Below are 16997 nucleotides of genomic sequence, written 5' to 3' on the forward strand. Positions count from 1 at the left end.
TTGGCTGCGGGGTATTTTCTCGTTTTGATTGATCAGGGCTTTATGCCCGTGATCACCCCGCTATTGCCATTCGACGTTGGCAATGCAGTGTGGCTGACCAGCATCTATCTGCTGTGCACCGTTGCCCCGATGCCTGCCACTGGCCGGCTGGGCGATACCTATGGGCAACGCCGGGTCTTTTTGGTCGGACTCGCTTTCTACGTCGTCGCGCTGGTGTTGGCGGGCGCATCGTGGTCATTTGGATCGCTCGTCGTTGCACGTGGCCTCCAAGGCTTCGGCGCTGCCGTTTTCCTGCCGCAGGCATTTGGTCTGATCCCCCGCGTTTTCTCTGCAGATAAGCAGGGACGTGCTTTTGCCACTTGGGGCGTGATTGGTTCCGTGGCTTCCTTGATCGGGCCAGTCGCCGGTGGTGCAGTCGCGGAGTTCTATGGCTGGCGAGCGGCGTTTTATGCGCAGGCTGTACTCGGTCTCGCAGCGCTCATTGCCGGGCTGATCGCTCTGCCAAAACTACCGACGGGACAGCAGCGCATTTACCTTCTTCCTGTCCTGTTGTCTTTCGGCGGATTGGGCTGCCTGGTCTATGGCATCCAATTCGGGCAGTGGCTGACCATTGTGCTGGGCGTGGTACTGCTTGCCTCGCTCGTCTACGCTGCGCGCACCGGTGAGGACCATGGGTTCCTGCCCGTGGAATTGTTGCGTGACCGTGCGTTTGCTTTCGGTGCAGTTGGTGTGGCTGCGATGGGTTTTTCTGTCGCTTCGATGTTCATTCCGCTGATGTATTGGTTGCAATCGGTTGCCGGCGCAACGCCGACGGCTTCTGGTCTGATCACTGCGCCGATGTCGGTCTTTGCCCTGTTGCTCACGCCAGTAGCGGGCTATCTGACTGACCGGCGTGACCCGGGCCGGCTTTGCATGGCTGGCTTCACGGTCAGCGCTGCCGGGTTGGGTCTTGCGATCGCGTTGATCGCAGCTTCTGCCGATGTGTGGTGGTTCATGGCAGTAACGTCCTTGTTGGGCATAGGTGGTGCATTTGTATGGGCGCCGAATGCGGCGGTGACCATGCGCGGTATTGCTGATAGCCAGACGGGTGCGGCATCGGGGTTGTACAACACTGCTCGTCAGGTTGGCAGTGTGCTCGGTGTTGCGCTCGTGGGCATGGCGTTGGCCGCTGGGCCGATTGAAGCGACCGCAGGTTGGGCACTGGCTCTTCCTCTGGTGGCAATGGTCGTCGGTGCGCTCGCGTCATTCGCACTCGGAATGTTTCCGGGGCACCGCGAACCAGACAGTGTCGCGCAATCGCGCTAGGGTAGAACTCATGCGTCTTGCCACACTCACGTCCGGCGGCGACTGCCCCGGCCTCAATGCTGTCATCCGCGGAATTGTCCGCACCGCGAGCTCCGAATTCGGCTCTACCGTTGTGGGGTACCAGGACGGCTGGGTGGGGCTCATGGAAGACCTGCGTCAGGATCTTTATGACGATGCATTCATCGACTCGATCTTGCTTCGCGGCGGTACCATCCTGGGCACCGGTCGTTTGCACCCAGACAAATTCAAAGCGGGGCTTGACCAGATCAAGGCCAATCTGGATGATGCCGGGATCGATGCACTGATCCCGATCGGCGGCGAAGGCACGCTCAAGGGTGCAAAGTGGCTCTCCGATAACGGTATTCCCGTGGTGGGCGTGCCGAAGACGATTGATAATGACGTCAGTGCCACCGATTACACCTTCGGTTTCGACACTGCTGTGTCCGTGGCTACTGATGCGATCGACCGTTTGCACACCACGGCAGAGTCCCATAACCGCATCCTCATTGTTGAGGTGATGGGCCGCCACGTTGGTTGGATTGCGCTGCACGCTGGCATGGCGGGCGGTGCGCACTACACGGTCATTCCGGAAGACCCCTTCGACATCGAGGACATCTGTAAGGCGATGGAACGTCGCTTCCAGATGGGGGAGAAGTACGGCATCATCGTCGTCGCCGAGGGCGCAGTGCCGAAGGAAGGCACCATGGATGCTGGTCTGGGCGAGGAAGACGAGTTCGGCCACAAGACCTTCACCGGCATGGGCCAGATCATCGGTGATGAGATTCACCGTCGTTTGGGCTATGACGTGCGCACTACGGTGCTTGGCCACACGCAGCGTGGCGGTACACCGACGGCGTATGACCGTGTGTTGGCTACCCGCTACGGCGTGCATGCAGCACGTGCTGCTCACGAAGGTAAATTCGGCACCACGGTGGCACTGCGCGGCGAGGACATCACGCTTGTTCCGCTCGGTGATGCGGTAGAAAACCTTAAGCGTGTACCGGAGCGTCGCATTCGTACTGCACGTTCCATGTTCGGTTAAAATCTGCGCGTGCGCACTCTTGTTACTGGTGGAGCCGGATTCATTGGCTCCCATGTTGTTGACCAGCTCTTAGAACATGGCCACAGTGTCTCTGTCATAGATGATTTGAGCAGTGGACGTTCGGAGAATCTTGCTAACCACCCACATGTCGATCTGGTTGAGGCGGATATACGGGGCGAGGAGCTGGAGGGGATCGTCGATAAGCTGCGCCCTGAGGTGATTTTCCACCTGGCCGCGCAGATTGACGTGCGTAAGTCCGTTGAGGATCCGCTGCTTGATGCACGGACGAATATCCTCGCCACGATCAATCTCGCGGAGGCTGCGAGGAAGGCTGGTGTGCGCAAGATCGTGCATACCTCTTCGGGCGGGTCGATTTACGGCACGCCGAGTGAGTTTCCCGTTGACGAGTCTTTCCCGGTTGATCCGCACTCGCCGTACGCCGCATCGAAGCTGGCTGGCGAGCAGTATTTGGGTACGTACCGGCACCTTTATGGCATGCAGGCCAGCTTCATCGCGCCTGCGAATGTGTATGGTCCGCGGCAGAACCCGCACGGTGAAGCCGGCGTAGTGGCGATCTTTTCGGAAAACCTGCTGCACGGTAACCCGACGAAGATTTTTGGTGGCGGCACCAATACCCGCGACTATGTTTATGTCGGCGATGTCGCCCGTGCATTCGTCCTCGCAGCAGGCGAGCGCGGCAATGGAATGCGCTTCAATATCGGTACCGCGATCGAGACTTCTGACCGCGAGCTGCACAGCCTTGTCGCGCGGCACGCAGGTGCGCCAGATACGCCTGAAAATTTCCCGCCGCGGCTTGGCGACGTCCCCCGTTCCGCCCTGTCCTACCGCCGCGCCAAAGAAGTGCTGGGTTGGGAGCCGACCGTCGCGCTCGATGAAGGTGTTGGCCGGACAGTCGATTATTTCCGAGGAGCCTAATGAATTTTTGTGAAACACCCACGATGAGCAATGAGTGGGTCACCTTGGAGCCACTCAGCCACGCGCATGCGGAATCTCTTGCAGCGCATGTCGGTGACTTGTCGGAGCTTTGGTACCAGGACCACATTCCCGCGCCCGACGGTGTGCCGGAATACATCGAGAAGAACCTCGCTGACCAGCAGCGCAATGAGCGCGCGCCTTGGGCGATCGTGACTCCCGAAGGCCAGGCAGTCGGCGTGACCACGTTCCTGCACCCGGACCCGGCGAACCGTAGCATTGAGATCGGTTCGACCTGGATCACCAAAGATGCTCAGGGCACGCCCTTCAACAAGGCCGCGAAGCTGCTCATGCTGCAGCGTGCTTTCGAGGATCTCGGGTGCCTGCGTGTAGAGATCAGGACGCACTACATGAACCGCCAGTCGCGCGCAGCCATTGAAAGTCTTGGCGCGAAGCTCGACGGGGTGCTTCGCCGCCACAAGATCCTTAAGAGCGGCTTGGTGCGCGACACCTGTGTTTACTCCATTCTCGATACAGAGTGGCCAGAGGTGAAAACCGCGTTGCTGGCGAAACTGCGCAGCCGCTAGTCCGCATCCAAGCCGATATCGAGCACGCTTACCGAGTGGGTGAGTGCGCCGACGGCGAGGAAATCAACGCCGGTTTCGGCATACGAGCGGGCGCTTTCGAGGTTGAGCCCACCAGAGGATTCTAATTTCGTTCCTGGTGACAGTGCATTTCGCTTATCGACGGCCACCCGTGTGCGCTCCACACTGAAATTGTCCAGCATGACGAGGGCAGGGGAGTAGGCCAAGACCTCCTCGAGTTGGTCGAGGTTGTCTACCTCGATTTCGCGGGGGAGGTGGGGGAAGGCGTGGGTGGTGCGTCGATAAGCTTCTGCGACGCTTCCGACACTGGCGACGTGGTTGTCTTTGATGAGCACAGCGTCGCCCAAACCCATGCGGTGATTGACTCCGCCGCCGCAACGAACGGCGTACTTGGCTAGGTCGCGGTAGCCCGGCAGTGTCTTGCGTGAATCGCGAACGTGGGCTTTTGTGCCGCTCAATTCTTCTGTCCAACGGTGCGTTTGCGTAGCGATGCCGCTGGCGTACGTGAGCAAGTTCAACGTGGTGCGCTCCGCGGACAAGATCGCACGCGCTGGTCCTGTGACCGTGGCGAGCTTGTCTCCGGGGGCGACCGTATCGCCGTCCTGTGCATGAATGGTCACGGTGATCTCGGGGGAGAGCTCTTGCATGGTCCACTCAATGACAGCGAGACCCGCTACGACGCCTGGCTTTCGTGGAACGAAATGCGCGGTCATCTGTACGTCTGCGTCAATGGTCGCCTCCGTTGTCGCATCTGGGCCGTAGGCGAAATCTTCGTCGAGGCCGAGGCGGATGAGCCGCTGCGTGGCCTCTTTGTTGAGTACCTGTTCTTGTTGACTCACGCCTGTCTACTCCCCGCTGCCGGGATTGCCGATGGCGATCATGCGCTCCAACGACTGGCGTGCCTTGGCTGCGACGTCTTCGGGCACCGTGACCTCATCGCGCATCTCGCGCAGGCTCGCGACGAGTTTTTCCGGCGTGATCATCTTCATGTACTTGCACGACGCTTGCGGGTTCACCGGCTGGAAGTCCGCCAAGGGAGCCTTCTTTTGCAGCTGGTGGAGCATGCCTACTTCGGTGGCGACGAGTACCGTTCCTTCCGTGTCACGGTCTGCCTGATCGAGCATCCCGCCGGTGGAAAGCATATGGACGCGCTCAGGCGCAATAACGCCTTCGGTAGCCAGGTAGAGGGCAGAATTCGCGCAACCGCACTCCGGGTGGATATACAGCGGTGCATCCGGGTGGGCAGCTGCTTGGTCGGCTAATTCTTTGCCATTGATGCCGGCGTGGACATGGCATTCGCCAGCCCAAATCAGCATGTTCTCCCGGCCTGTCTGGCGCTTGACATGGGCGCCGAGGAACTGGTCGGGGCAGAACAGAATCTCCCGATCCGGGTCGATGGAATTGACCACATCGACTGCATTGGAGGACGTGCAGCAGACATCGGTGAGAGCCTTGACCTCAGCTGTGGTGTTGACGTAGCTGACCACGACGGCGCCCGGGTGCTCGTCCTTCCATGCCTGGAGCTGCTCGGCCGTTATCGAATCCGCCAGGGAGCAACCAGCTTCTGCGTCCGGGATGAGCACGGTCTTTTCGGGGCTCAAGATCTTGGCGCTTTCCGCCATGAAGTGCACCCCGCAAAACACAATCACATCTGCATCGGTCTTCGCTGCAATGCGGGACAGCGCCAGGGAATCACCAGTGAAATCGGCGATGTCCTGAATCTCTGGGATTTGGTAGTTATGCGCCAAGATGACGGCGTTGCGTTCTTCTTTGAGTTTTTGCACTTCATCGATCCACATGCACTCAATGTAGCCCTCTTGCCGGGATTTTTGGGTGACATAGATGCAGACGCATCTTCTCATGATTGGTGGGGACCCTAGTGCAGGCGTATCACTAGGTGGACGCTATAGTCCACGATATGGAATCGACGGAACTTGAACAGAAAGCACAAGCTGAGGAGCGTTCAGCGTTCATCGCGGCACTCGGCTTCCCTTTGCTCGTGATCGCCGGTGGAATCATCGGCTTTGCTGCCCCGGGAGTCATCGAACCAATTTCAGGTTGGACGACGTGGCTGCTGGGTATCGTCATGTTCGGCATGGGGCTCACCCTCACTGGCAAAGACTTCGTCTTAGTTGCTAAGCGGCCGCTTCCGGTCGTCATCGGTGTTGTCGCACAGTTCGTGATCATGCCGTTGGCTGCAGTTGCGCTCACGTGGGCGTTGCGCCTGCCGCCGGAAATCGCTGCTGGTGTGATCCTGGTTGGCTGTGCGCCTGGTGGTACATCGTCGAATGTTGTGTCGTACCTTTCGCGCGGTGATGTCGCGTTGTCCGTGACCATGACCTCCGTATCCACGTTGCTCGCGCCGATCTTGACCCCGCTGTTGACGCTGTGGCTGGCTGGCGAGCATATGGACGTCGCCGCTGGCCCGATGGCGTGGTCGATCGTGAAGATGGTCATTGTTCCGGTCGGCCTTGGTCTGCTGGTGCGTCTGGTCGTACCCCGCTTTGTTGCAGCTGTCCTGCCGGGCCTGCCGTGGGTCTCTGTAGTCGCGATTGCGATGATTGTTGCCATCGTTGTTGCTGGTTCGCGCGACAAGCTGGCTCAAGCCGGTCTCATTGTTCTGCTGGCCGTGATTTTGCACAACGGTCTCGGCTACATCCTGGGATATGTCACAGGCAAGGTCACGGGTCAGCCGGAGGCAGGTTCGCGCACCATGGCTGTGGAAGTGGGTATGCAGAATTCCGGTATGGCAGCCACACTTGCTGCTAGCTACCTGAGTCCATTGGCCGCATTGCCAGGCGCGGTGTTCTCCGTGTGGCACAACATTTCAGGGGCTGTTCTCGCCCTAATTTTCCGTGCGAAGGATCGTAAGGCTGAGCAATCTTTAGCAGAGGTGGCTAACTAACCGGAGCTATAGTGCCCACCGGCACATGTGGGCACTACACTTGGCAACCATGACTGCGTACGACCTGATGGATTACAGCGACGTCCTGGAAAAGTATGACCCGGTAATGGGTCTTGAGGTGCACGTGGAGCTGGGCACGGAGACCAAGATGTTCTCCACCTCGTCCGCCCACTTCGGTGCGGAACCGAACACTAATATTGACCCGGTCTCGCTCGGTCTCCCGGGCGCACTGCCCGTGGTCAATGCTAAAGGCGTTGAATGGGCCATCAAGATCGGCCTTGCTCTCAATTGCAAGATCGCCGAGTCTTCCCGCTTCGCACGCAAGAACTACTTCTACCCGGATCAGCCGAAGAACTACCAGATCTCTCAGTACGACGAGCCGATCGCTTATGACGGCTACCTGGATGTCGTGCTTGATGATGGCACCGAGTGGCGTGTTGAGATTGAGCGTGCCCACATGGAGGAAGACACTGGCAAGCTGACTCACCTGGGTTCTGCTTCCGGTCGTATTTCTGGCGCTACCGCTTCTCTGGTGGACTGCAACCGTGCAGGCATTCCGCTGATTGAGATCGTGACTAAGCCGATTATCGGTGCGGGGGAGCGCGCCCCGGAGGTCGCACGTGCTTATGTCGGCGCTCTGCGTGAACTGGTGAAGGCGCTCGGCGTTTCCGATGCACGCATGGACCAGGGCTCTATGCGTTGCGATGCAAATGTTTCTCTCCGCCCGAAGGGGCAGGAGAAATTCGGTACGCGTACCGAGACCAAGAACATCAACTCCCTGAAGTCCGTCGAGCAGGCTGTGCGCTACGAGATGCAACGCCAGGCAGGCGTGCTCGACGGTGGCGGCGAGATTGTGCAGGAAACCCGCCACTACCAGGAGACCGACGGTTCGACGTCCAAGGGGCGTCCGAAGGAAGAGGCGAGCGAGTACCGCTACTTCAACGATCCGGACCTGCCGCCGGTGATTGCAAAGCCGGAATGGGTCGAGGAGATTCGTGCAACTCTGCCGGAGCTGCCGTGGGTCCGTCGTGCTCGCATTCAGGAGGAGTGGCAGCTGCCGGAGAAGGAATTCCGCGACCTGGTCAATGCTGGTGCCCTCGACCTGATCGTGGACACCGTCGAGGCGGGGGCCACGCCGGACGAGGCCCGTGCATGGTGGGTCTCCTACATCGCAGGTAAGGCGAATGAGCTCGGCCGTGACCTTGATGCACTCGGTGTCACGCCGGCTGATGTCGCTCGTGTTGTGGAGCTGGTCAAGGAAGGCAAGCTGACCACCAAGCTTGGCCGTCAGGCTATCGACGGCGTCATCGAGGGTGAAGGCAACGTCGATGAGGTCGTGGCCAAGCGCGGACTCGAGGTCGTCCGTGATGATGGAGCGATTGAAGCGGCGGTTGACGAAGCACTGGCTGCCAACCCGGACATCGTGGAGAAGTACAAGGCTGGCAACACCAAGGTCACCGGAGCGATTGTTGGCGCGGTGATGAAGGCGACGCAGGGCAAGGCTGATCCTCGCTCGATCAACGAGATCATCGCTAAGAAGCTCGCTGACTAGGTGCCTGGCCACTCAATTCCGCAAAGGGTAACAATCTAACGGTAATTATCCTCTCGGTTTGACCGTTACGTCTCGCAAAAAAGACGTAACGGCCCGGGTTTCCGTTGAATTGTTACCCTTTACGTTTTGTCGCCACAGTCACCGAAGCGGACGCTTATCGACGAGCCGCTGCGGCACAGCACAAAACTGCCCCCAACCGACAATCAAAGGCGGTTGGGGGCAGTGGTGCGTTAAAGGCGAGAAGAACTATTTCTTCTCGGGCTTAACGGCCGGGAACTCACCGGTCTTGTACATCTCTTCGTAGGACTTCCAGTGGATCTCCTCGCCCGGGGTATCAGGAGCGCCCTCGTAGCCCTCGGACTCAGGATCGAGTGCCGGGACGTCTTCCAGGCTGAAGTCGGTGGAATTATCGGCATCGAGGTCCGCAGCGACTTCCTCCTGAACGGAGTGCCACAGATCCTGGTCGCCGATGTGAGAGTCGGAGGTCAGCTCGTCGACCTCATCACGCTCGGCGGAGGTCAGGTCTTCCTGATCCGGGTGGAGCTGGGTCTCAGCCAACTCAGCGAGGCGCTCACGGCGCTCGGTCTCTTCCTTGATGCTCTGGCGGTCACGGAACCATGCGATGCCCATAACGATGCCAAGGATCAGGCCGAGGTAACCAAGGACCGGGTAGACCCAACCGACCAGATCGGCGAAACCAATAAAGGAAAGGGCGAAGCCGATGGCGACGACGATGAAGTAGTAGGGGCGGAAACGGTTCGGCTTGTCGTGGCTGAGACGACGGCCGAGCGCGTAGAACAGGCCGACTGCGGTGTTGTAGATCATCAAGTAGATGACGATGGAGACGATTGTGCCCACTGCAGGGTGCATGGTGTCGAAGACCATGAGCAACGGCAGATCCGCGCCCATGATGTGTTCCATATTGAAGAACAGGATGAAGACCAGGATCAGCAAAAGCACAGCGAACATGATGCCGCCGAGCAGACCGCCCTTACCGGTCTGTGCCGGGTTCATGTGGGAGCCAGCGAAGACGAGCATCATGGAGCAGTCCATGATCATGACCAAGGTGGCGTAGTTCAGTGCGGTGATCAGCCAGTTATCAAAGGTTCCGGAGGCAGCCTGGTTCGTCTGGGCGAGCTCGTTGAGCTGGCCCACGTTATCGGGAAGGTTCACCAGGGTGATCACGAAGGCACCGATGATGCAAAGGATGAGCAGCGGCGTGATCATGGAGATGACATTGGTCAGCCTGTCGATGTCCAGGAAACCGGATGCGACGAGCAGAACCACCATGATTGCGGAACCAACCCAGGTTGGGAGGCCGAATTGCTGCTCCATGTTGGAGCCAGCACCGGCCACCATGACGAAGCCGATGCAGAACAGTGTGAACATGGTGGTGATGTCCATGTACCGCGACACGATCGGGTGAGAGACCCGATTGAATACCGCGCTGTGATCGTCAGCGAGGTAGTAGGAGCCGAGCTGGTACACCCAGCCACTGAAGATCGCGATGGTGGCGCCAGCGATAGCGGCACCGATGATGCCCTTGTAACCGAATGCAAGGAAGTACTGAATGATTTCTTGGCCGGAGGCGAAGCCTGCACCGACGGTGAGGCCGACGAGCGCCATGGCCACTTTCAGAGTTTTACTCATTAAGAAAACCTTAAAATTTCGAGAAAATGATGCGCATCGAGGTTAGCAAAGTTTCTGGCACAATCGGCGGGTATGAGTGATTACACCGCTGATCCTGACCGCTACAACCGCAACAGAGACGGCTGGTATCGCCGTGTTGGCAACTCCGGTTTGAAGCTGCCGCCGATCTCTTTGGGCTTCTGGCACAACTTCGGTGACGACAAGCCTTTGGAGAATCAACGCGTAATCATGCGCCGTGCGTTTGACCGTGGGGTCACGCACTTCGATCTGGCCAATAATTACGGTCCACCTGCAGGTTCGGCGGAGAAGAACGCCGGAAGGATTCTGGCCGAAGATTTCGCTGCCCACCGTGACGAGCTGATCATTTCGTCGAAGGCGGGGTGGCACATGCACGATGGCCCTTACGGTTTCGGTGGTTCGCGGAAGTACCTGATGTCTTCGCTTGATCGTTCACTGGAACGACTGGGTGTGGATTACGTGGATATTTTCTACCACCACCGACCGGATCCGGATACGCCGTTGGAAGAGACGATGTACGCGCTGCGGGATATCGTCGCATCCGGCAAGGCCTTGTATGTCGGTATTTCTTCGTACGGTCCGGAACTCACCGCTGAAGCTGCTGAGATCATGGCAGGAGAGGGCTGCCCGCTGCTCATTCACCAGCCGAGCTATTCCATGGTGAACCGTTGGGTCGAAGAGCCGGGGGAGGACGGAGCCTCGTTGCTTGACTCTGCCGCTGAGAGTGGTCTTGGCGTGATCGCCTTCTCACCGTTGGCGCAAGGTTTGCTCACGGATCGCTACCTTGATGGGATTCCGGCGGATTCACGCGCGGCGGCAGGCAAGTCTTTGAGCGAGGACATGCTCAGTGAAGAGAATGTCGCTATGGCGCGAAAGCTCAATGACGTTGCGAAGGCACGTGGGCAGAGCTTGGCACAGATGGCTATCGCGTGGGTGTTGCGCGACCAAGCAGAACGCACGGTGACCAGTGCGCTTATTGGTGCGTCCAGCGTGAAGCAGCTCGATGCCAATCTTGATGCCGTGAACAACCTCGAGTTCAGCGACGAAGAGCTCACGCTTATCGACGACATAGCGCACGACGCCGGCATCAATATCTGGGCCGGTGCGACTGCGTCGCGTACACGCGGCTAAGCGGTGTAACTGGCGTCATGTGCACGGGCTAGTCCTGCGTGGCAGACCGAGTGAGCAGGGCTACTGCCTTAAATTTGGTGACATGACTGATAAAGGCAGCAATAAGCCCGTGAACAATTTCGAGGACGTCACCGAGATTGATGATCTCGACGTTCCCACGACGGATGTGTACACCCGCACCGGGAAGGCCGCACCCACAGAAGTGCCTCCGGCAGCGCCAAAGCAGGAAAATATCACCGCCCCTTCAGCCACAGAGAAGCCGGTGGATATCGCTGTTGACCGGGTTGGGGAGTCGTCGACAAGCGTGAAGCCTGATGCTTCGGTGGAGGAGCCAGTCGCGGCGAGCACCGTGAGCACCGCTGGCACCCTTCACACCACGGCGGCTGCGGAAGGTATTGGTACTGATCCTGCGGTGACGGAGCCGGAGCCTGCCAACCCGCCAGTTGCACGAGGCACTATCGATTTCGGTTTGCTCATCTTGCGCGTCGTACTTGGCGCAGTGCTGATCCTGACGTCTCTGGCTGTTTTGTTCCAGCTGGGTGGAAATCCTGGTCTGGCTGGCCTTGAGGAAGATTTGGCATCTCAGACGTTCCCGCACGTGCTCGCGATCGCGTTGCCGACGATGGGGCTGGCTGCAGGAGTATTCCTCGTGTTGGGATTGCTCACCCCGATCGCTGCGATGGTGGCAGTCGCTGCAACTGGCTTCGGCGTTCTGGATGCCGTCAGTGGGGCAGAAAACCCAGTGAACCTCTTCGCCTGGGATGCTTCCACCTGGTTGGCGGTTGTTTTGCTGGGTATGGCGCTAAGCGTTCAGTTCACCGGGCCGGGCGTGCTCAGCATCGACTTCAACAGGAGCTGGGCTCGTCGTCCGCTGGCTAGCTCCTGGATCTGCGCGGTGATCGGTATCGCTGCTGCGATCATCCTGTGGATCTTTGCCTAGATCTGGCATACCGAATCGGCCGCCGAAGGAGAAGATGAGGTAGGCGATGAAGATCGCCAATCCCATCAGACCAATGATGTTCGCGTTGAACCACAGCGGCCAAATAAATTCCTGGGCACGAGACTCATCAACGAGCTCGTAGCCCGGAACAATCCACGCGCCGGCAGCGACAGCAAGCAAGAAACGCAGCGCCTGCTCCCGCACGGTGAAAATGAGCGGCAGCACAAGAATGATGCCTGCCCAGTGGTGGGATACCGCGAATGGGCCACCGAGAGAAATGCCCAGGACCACGATCAGCAGCGCTTCAACGCTGCGGCCGCGTTGTTCCAAGCGGTAGGCGATGAAGATCGTCGCCGCGGCGAACAGCAGCAGAATGACAGGCGCAAGCTTTTCGACGACTCCCGCATCCACCAGCCCACGCGAGAGTATGCCACCGATGCCTTGGTTTGGCGGATAGAAAATATCGCCGCCACGGTCGGTGGCGAAGAACTCCTCCGTCCAGAAATAAATCGATTCCTGCGGGCGGAAGATGAAGCCGATGATCGCTGTGAGCACGAAGAAACCGGCAGAGCGCGCAACTGACCACCAGTCTTTGCGCACGAGGAAGAGCACACCGAATGCGGCCGGAGTGAGCTTGATACCCGCGGCCACACCAATGCCAATGCCCCTGATCGGCTTGGGTGTGAAGCCGAGAACATCAGCGGTGACCAGCAGAATCAAGAAGATATTGATCTGGCCGAAATACAGGTTCGAACTGATCGTGTCCAGACAGGTGGAAAACCCTGTCAGGGCGACTGCCCATGCCCACCAAGGACGCAAGCCCAAACGGTGCGCCGCCATCGCCATGATCAAGAAAACAGCTCCGATGATGGACGTGTTCCACATGATGTCCATCGTCAGCTCGTTGACCCATGTCAGGGGAACGAAAAGCAGTGCCGCGAATGGCGGGTAGATGAATGCGTAGCCGCTGCGGGAAGGGAAGCCCTGGTAAAGGGGATCGCCAGTGATGAAGGCTGCGCCGGCGTCGCGGAAGACGCCGACGTCGAGAAGCGCTTCGTGCCCGGCGGCAACCAAGCTTTGGCCAAGGTTCAGTGCGCCAAGTATGGCGCCGAGCAGCAAAAGAAGCGGCATGTCCTGTTCCTAGTTCTAGTTCGAGGGAATGTCGAACTAGGAGCTTAGTCCACGCGGCGAACAGCGCCCTTGTCGGCAGAGGTAGCCATCTTGGAGTACGCACGCAAAGCCTTGGTCACGTGGCGCGTGCGGTTCGGTGTCCACGGCTTTTCACGCTGCTCCATCTCGGCGCGACGACGATCCAGCTCGTCATCGTCTACCTCAAGCTGGAGCTTGCGGTCGCGGACGGAAATGTGGATGGTGTCACCGTTTTCGATCAGACCGATCAAACCACCCTGTGCAGCCTCCGGGGAGATGTGTCCGATAGACAGGCCAGAAGTACCGCCGGAGAAACGGCCATCGGTGATCAAAGCACAGACCTTCCCCAGACCAGCGCCCTTGAGGAAGGACGTGGGGTGGAGCATTTCCTGCATGCCCGGACCACCAGCGGGGCCCTCGTAGCGGATGACCACGACTTCACCTGGCTGTACTTCGCGGGAAAGGATCATGGAGACTGCCTGCTCCTGAGAATCCACCACGCGGGCTGGGCCAGAGAACTCCCAGAGCTCCTCCTCAACACCAGCAGTCTTCAGGATCGCGCCATCCTCAGCGAGGTTGCCGCGCAGAACAACCAGGCCACCGTCAGAGGTGAAGGGGTGTTCAAAGTCGTGGATGACACCATTGACCGGATCGGTGTCCAGCTTGTCCCAACGGTTCGACTGAGAGAAAGCCTCAGATGAGCGCACGCCACCAGGGGCTGCGTGGAAGAGCTCGATTGCTTCGTCGGTGGCCTTGCCACCACGAATATCCCAGTCGTCCAGCCAGTCCTGCAGGCTGGAGTAAGCGACAGAGTGTACGTCAGTGTTGAGCAGACCTGCACGGTTCAGTTCACCAAGAATGCGTGGAATGCCACCGGCACGGTGTACGTCCTCGATGTGGGCATCGCCGTTCGGGGCGACCTTGGAGATGCAGGCGATCTCGTGAGACAGCTCGTCAATATCCTTCAGATCAAAGTTGATCTCGCCTTCCTGGGCAGCAGCGAGCGTGTGAAGGATCGTGTTGGAAGAACCGCCCATTGCCATGTCGAGGGCCATAGCATTGCGGAATGCCTCACGGGTGGCAATATTTCGCGGCAGTACCGATTCATCACCGTCGCCGTAGTAACGGCGGGCGATGTCCATGATGGCCTCACCAGCACGCTCAAAAAGACGACGGCGAGCGGTGTGGGTTGCAAGCGTGGTGCCATTGCCCGGCAGGGACAGACCAAGTGCCTCAGTCAGGCAGTTCATCGAGTTCGCGGTGAACATGCCGGAGCAGGAACCACAGGTCGGGCAGGCAGATTCGACGATGCGGTCCAGATCTGCATCCGAGATAGTGTCATTAGCCGAGCTGGACATTGCGTCCACCAGGTTCGTCTTGGTGCCGGTCTGAGCAACGCCATCAATAACAACGGCCTTGCCAGCTTCCATCGGTCCACCGGAGACAAAGACTGCCGGGATATTCAAGCGCAGTGCTGCATTAAGCATGCCCGGCGTGATCTTGTCACAGTTAGAGATACACACCATTGCATCGACGGTGTGTGCATTGACCATGTATTCGACAGAATCAGAAATGATTTCGCGGCTGGGCAGGGAGTACAGCATGCCGCCGTGGCCCATGGCGATGCCATCGTCGACAGCGATCGTGTTGAATTCCTTCGGGATGCCACCAGCCTCACGAACAGCCTCGGCGACGATGTCGCCGACATTCTTCAGGTGCACATGGCCTGGAACGAACTGTGTGTAGGAGTTAACGATGGCCACGATGGGGCGACCGAATTCGTTGTCCTTCGTACCGGTTGCTTTCCACAGCGCACGTGCGCCGGCAGCCTGGCGGCCGATGGTCGTGATGCGTGAGCGCAGAGGGATCGCGTTAGGCATAGGGGAGTACTCCTCGTTTACGTTTTGAGTTTAGATCTGTAATTTTTGTTGAGAGTAAAGCGCAGCTAGTTGGTCTCGTCCGACTTAGGCGTTTCGTCGGTGCGCGTCAGTTTCTCACCGGCTGCGATGCGTTTCTCGTATTCCTCCGGAGTAACCAGAATGGAATCACCGTGCTGGTCGGTGACCTCAATCATTCCGTCGGCTGCTTCGGAGGCTTGGGTGATTACGTCAGCAATTCGACCCGAGGATGCTTCCGCGAGATCCGGCAATGAATTGAACGTTACTCCTGGCAATGTGAATTCTTCACCGTTTACGGTGGCGACCTTTGCCTTTGATCCTTCAAAGCCAATGCCGCGAAGCTGGTCCCAGGGAAGTGTCACGTTCTTTCTGAACAGGTAGGACACGGAAATGCCATCATCGTCGACCCGGGTTTTTGCGGTGAATACCCAGATGATGAAAATAATCGGGAAAATCAGCAGCCAACCAAGTTTGAGCGGTGCCCAGGAGATTCCGATGAGTGCGATGCCAGTCATGAGCACCGCGGCTAGTACATGGGTGCGGTCCGGGGTGAACGTCATGGTGTCATGCTAGCTGGCTACTGGTTTTCAGTTGCCCCCTGGGGTGTAGGTTCAACACTGGTGTTCGCAGCACTGGATTTGCCAGTCGGTGTCGAGTCAGCATTCGTGGGCTGTTGCTGGTTCTGTCCCGGTGCCTGTTGTTCGGCGCCGGGGTCGTTTGTTGGCGGGACCTCTGTTTCATAGGTTTCGGTTGGCTCCTCGGAGGAACCATAGGAATCATCCGTCGCGTTACCGGTGTTTTCTGCTGGAGAGGGCTCCGTAACTGATGTTGTCGAACGCGGCGGGGCGAGGACACCAGAACGAGCCTCGCTTGATTCGCCTGCTGTCATGGTCAGGCCACGCAGAATGAGCAAGCCAAGGAACACCGTGATCAAAAGACCAGTAGATGCCCTGATGCGCCCGCCGAAGGTACCAATTGCATGGTCCTCTTTCGGATTAGCTGCGGGGTCATCTTCCGCTGGAACCTCTTCGACCTCATCTTGGGTGCCTTCCACACCATCGACGTCGAGTACCTCTGTATCCGTGTCAGTGGCTGAATTTTCTACGACCGCGGATTCGGATGGAGGAGTCTCTTCATCATCCTCAGCTTTCCCTGGTCGCGATGGGTCATGGAGGTCGCTCCAGCCGGTGCGATAGCGATGAGGGGAAACGGCTGGAAAGGCCTCCGTCGCGCCGTCGTCAAGCAAAGGCGTTGCTGTTTCCGCGCCGTACTCATCAAAGAACTCTTCAAGGATGTGCACGCGGAGCGCGCGCTCAACCGGGAACTGGTCGCCTGGAGTGCAACGCACCATGAAGCGAATATCCAATGTCCACGGCATGCCGACGGTGTTTGGCGGATTGATTTCAATGCCTGGCTGCGACATCAGTTCACCCTGAATGAGGGGAGCGATCTCCGGATTAGCCAAAGCCTTGCGCGCTGCACGCTCGGCGCGAGCGATGACCTCGTTAACGTCGCGTGAACGCGCCAACGGAACAGGAACGATGACAAGCGCGCGGGACCACACATTTGAGTTATTGATGCAGACCTGCGCCGTCGAGTTCGGAATGGTCACCGTGTTTTGCTCAAGTGTGCGGATCTGCGTTGCGCGCATGGTGATCTGAATGACGTCGCCGGTGACCTCGGTGCCATTGATCTGGAATGTCACAAGGTCACCTACGCCGTACTGCTTCTCCGTGAGAATGAAGAAGCCGGAGAAGAAGTCCGAAATGATCGACTGTGCACCAAAACCAACAGCAGCCGAGACGACTGTCGCAGGGATTGCTGCGCCAGCCAGCGAGAAGCCGACTTGCTGCAGGAAGAAGACGAGGA

At 58.7% G+C, this 16997-nt stretch carries 14 protein-coding genes and 1 pseudogene; 8 read left to right on the plus strand and 7 right to left on the minus strand.

The features are described from left to right. From Q0X21_RS03930 to Q0X21_RS03945, 4 genes are read left to right on the plus strand one after another with little or no spacing between them, the layout of a single operon-like run. A complete protein-coding gene (locus Q0X21_RS03930) occupies positions 1-1305 on the plus strand; it encodes an MFS transporter (RefSeq protein ID WP_297850448.1) in 1305 nt (434 codons plus the stop codon). Positions 1306-1315: 10 nt separating this feature from the next. Then, on the plus strand, positions 1316-2347 hold the full coding sequence (locus Q0X21_RS03935; RefSeq protein WP_297850449.1) for a 6-phosphofructokinase: 1032 nt from the start codon (positions 1316-1318) through the stop codon (positions 2345-2347). Between the two features lie 9 nt (positions 2348-2356). Then, positions 2357-3283 (plus strand): NAD-dependent epimerase/dehydratase family protein, encoded by a 927-nt coding sequence (locus Q0X21_RS03940; protein ID WP_297850450.1) that lies wholly within the window; start codon positions 2357-2359, stop codon positions 3281-3283. After that, positions 3283-3867, plus strand: a complete 585-nt coding sequence (locus tag Q0X21_RS03945) for a GNAT family N-acetyltransferase (protein WP_297850451.1) — start codon at positions 3283-3285, stop codon at positions 3865-3867. The genes Q0X21_RS03940 and Q0X21_RS03945 overlap by 1 nt, the downstream gene beginning before the upstream one ends. On the opposite strand, the gene nadC is transcribed toward Q0X21_RS03945, so the two are convergent. Both nadC and nadA read right to left on the minus strand, forming a co-directional pair. After that, positions 3864-4724, minus strand: coding sequence for a carboxylating nicotinate-nucleotide diphosphorylase (gene nadC, locus Q0X21_RS03950; RefSeq protein ID WP_297850452.1), 861 nt, complete (start codon positions 4722-4724; stop codon positions 3864-3866). The two genes, Q0X21_RS03945 and nadC, sit on opposite strands and share 4 nt — an antisense overlap. 6 nt (positions 4725-4730) lie before the next feature. Further along, positions 4731-5747, minus strand: coding sequence for a quinolinate synthase NadA (nadA, locus tag Q0X21_RS03955; RefSeq protein WP_297850453.1), 1017 nt, complete (start codon positions 5745-5747; stop codon positions 4731-4733). Positions 5748-5803: 56 nt separating this feature from the next. On the opposite strand from nadA, the gene Q0X21_RS03960 reads away from it, so the two are divergent. Next, on the plus strand, positions 5804-6790 hold the full coding sequence (locus tag Q0X21_RS03960) for a bile acid:sodium symporter family protein (RefSeq protein WP_297850454.1): 987 nt from the start codon (positions 5804-5806) through the stop codon (positions 6788-6790). Positions 6791-6839: 49 nt separating this feature from the next. After that, positions 6840-8342 (plus strand): Asp-tRNA(Asn)/Glu-tRNA(Gln) amidotransferase subunit GatB, encoded by a 1503-nt coding sequence (gatB, locus tag Q0X21_RS03965; RefSeq protein WP_297850455.1) that lies wholly within the window; start codon positions 6840-6842, stop codon positions 8340-8342. Between the two features lie 246 nt (positions 8343-8588). Here gatB and Q0X21_RS03970 read toward each other — a convergent pair whose 3' ends face one another. Further along, the gene (locus Q0X21_RS03970; RefSeq protein ID WP_297850456.1) at positions 8589-9992 is read right to left on the minus strand and encodes a hypothetical protein; all 1404 of its coding nucleotides are present in this window, start codon (positions 9990-9992) and stop codon (positions 8589-8591) included. A gap of 72 nt (positions 9993-10064) precedes the next feature. Between Q0X21_RS03970 and mgrA the strand changes: the two genes are divergently transcribed. Together mgrA and Q0X21_RS03980 are read left to right on the plus strand one after the other, a co-directional pair. Next, complete coding sequence (gene mgrA, locus Q0X21_RS03975) at positions 10065-11141, plus strand: L-glyceraldehyde 3-phosphate reductase (RefSeq protein WP_297850457.1); 1077 nt, start codon at positions 10065-10067, stop codon at positions 11139-11141. An 82-nt stretch (positions 11142-11223) separates the two neighbouring features. Continuing rightward, positions 11224-12081, plus strand: coding sequence for a DoxX family protein (locus Q0X21_RS03980; RefSeq protein WP_297850458.1), 858 nt, complete (start codon positions 11224-11226; stop codon positions 12079-12081). A 291-nt stretch (positions 12082-12372) separates the two neighbouring features. On the opposite strand, the pseudogene Q0X21_RS03985 reads toward Q0X21_RS03980, so the two are convergent. The 4 genes and pseudogenes from Q0X21_RS03985 to Q0X21_RS04000 form a co-directional block, all read right to left on the minus strand. Beyond that, positions 12373-13212: pseudogene (locus Q0X21_RS03985) on the minus strand (glycosyltransferase family 87 protein); the annotation flags it as partial. 44 nt (positions 13213-13256) lie between these two features. Continuing rightward, on the minus strand, positions 13257-15110 hold the full coding sequence (ilvD, locus tag Q0X21_RS03990; protein WP_297850459.1) for a dihydroxy-acid dehydratase: 1854 nt from the start codon (positions 15108-15110) through the stop codon (positions 13257-13259). 65 nt (positions 15111-15175) lie between these two features. Then, the gene (locus Q0X21_RS03995; RefSeq protein WP_297850460.1) at positions 15176-15688 is read right to left on the minus strand and encodes a PH domain-containing protein; all 513 of its coding nucleotides are present in this window, start codon (positions 15686-15688) and stop codon (positions 15176-15178) included. A 17-nt stretch (positions 15689-15705) separates the two neighbouring features. Continuing rightward, positions 15706-16997: mechanosensitive ion channel family protein (locus Q0X21_RS04000; RefSeq protein ID WP_297850461.1), on the minus strand; the 1292-nt coding region annotated here is incomplete at its 5' end.

This window comes from uncultured Corynebacterium sp., from assembly GCF_947253065.1.
Taxonomy (GTDB): Bacteria; Actinomycetota; Actinomycetes; order Mycobacteriales; family Mycobacteriaceae; genus Corynebacterium.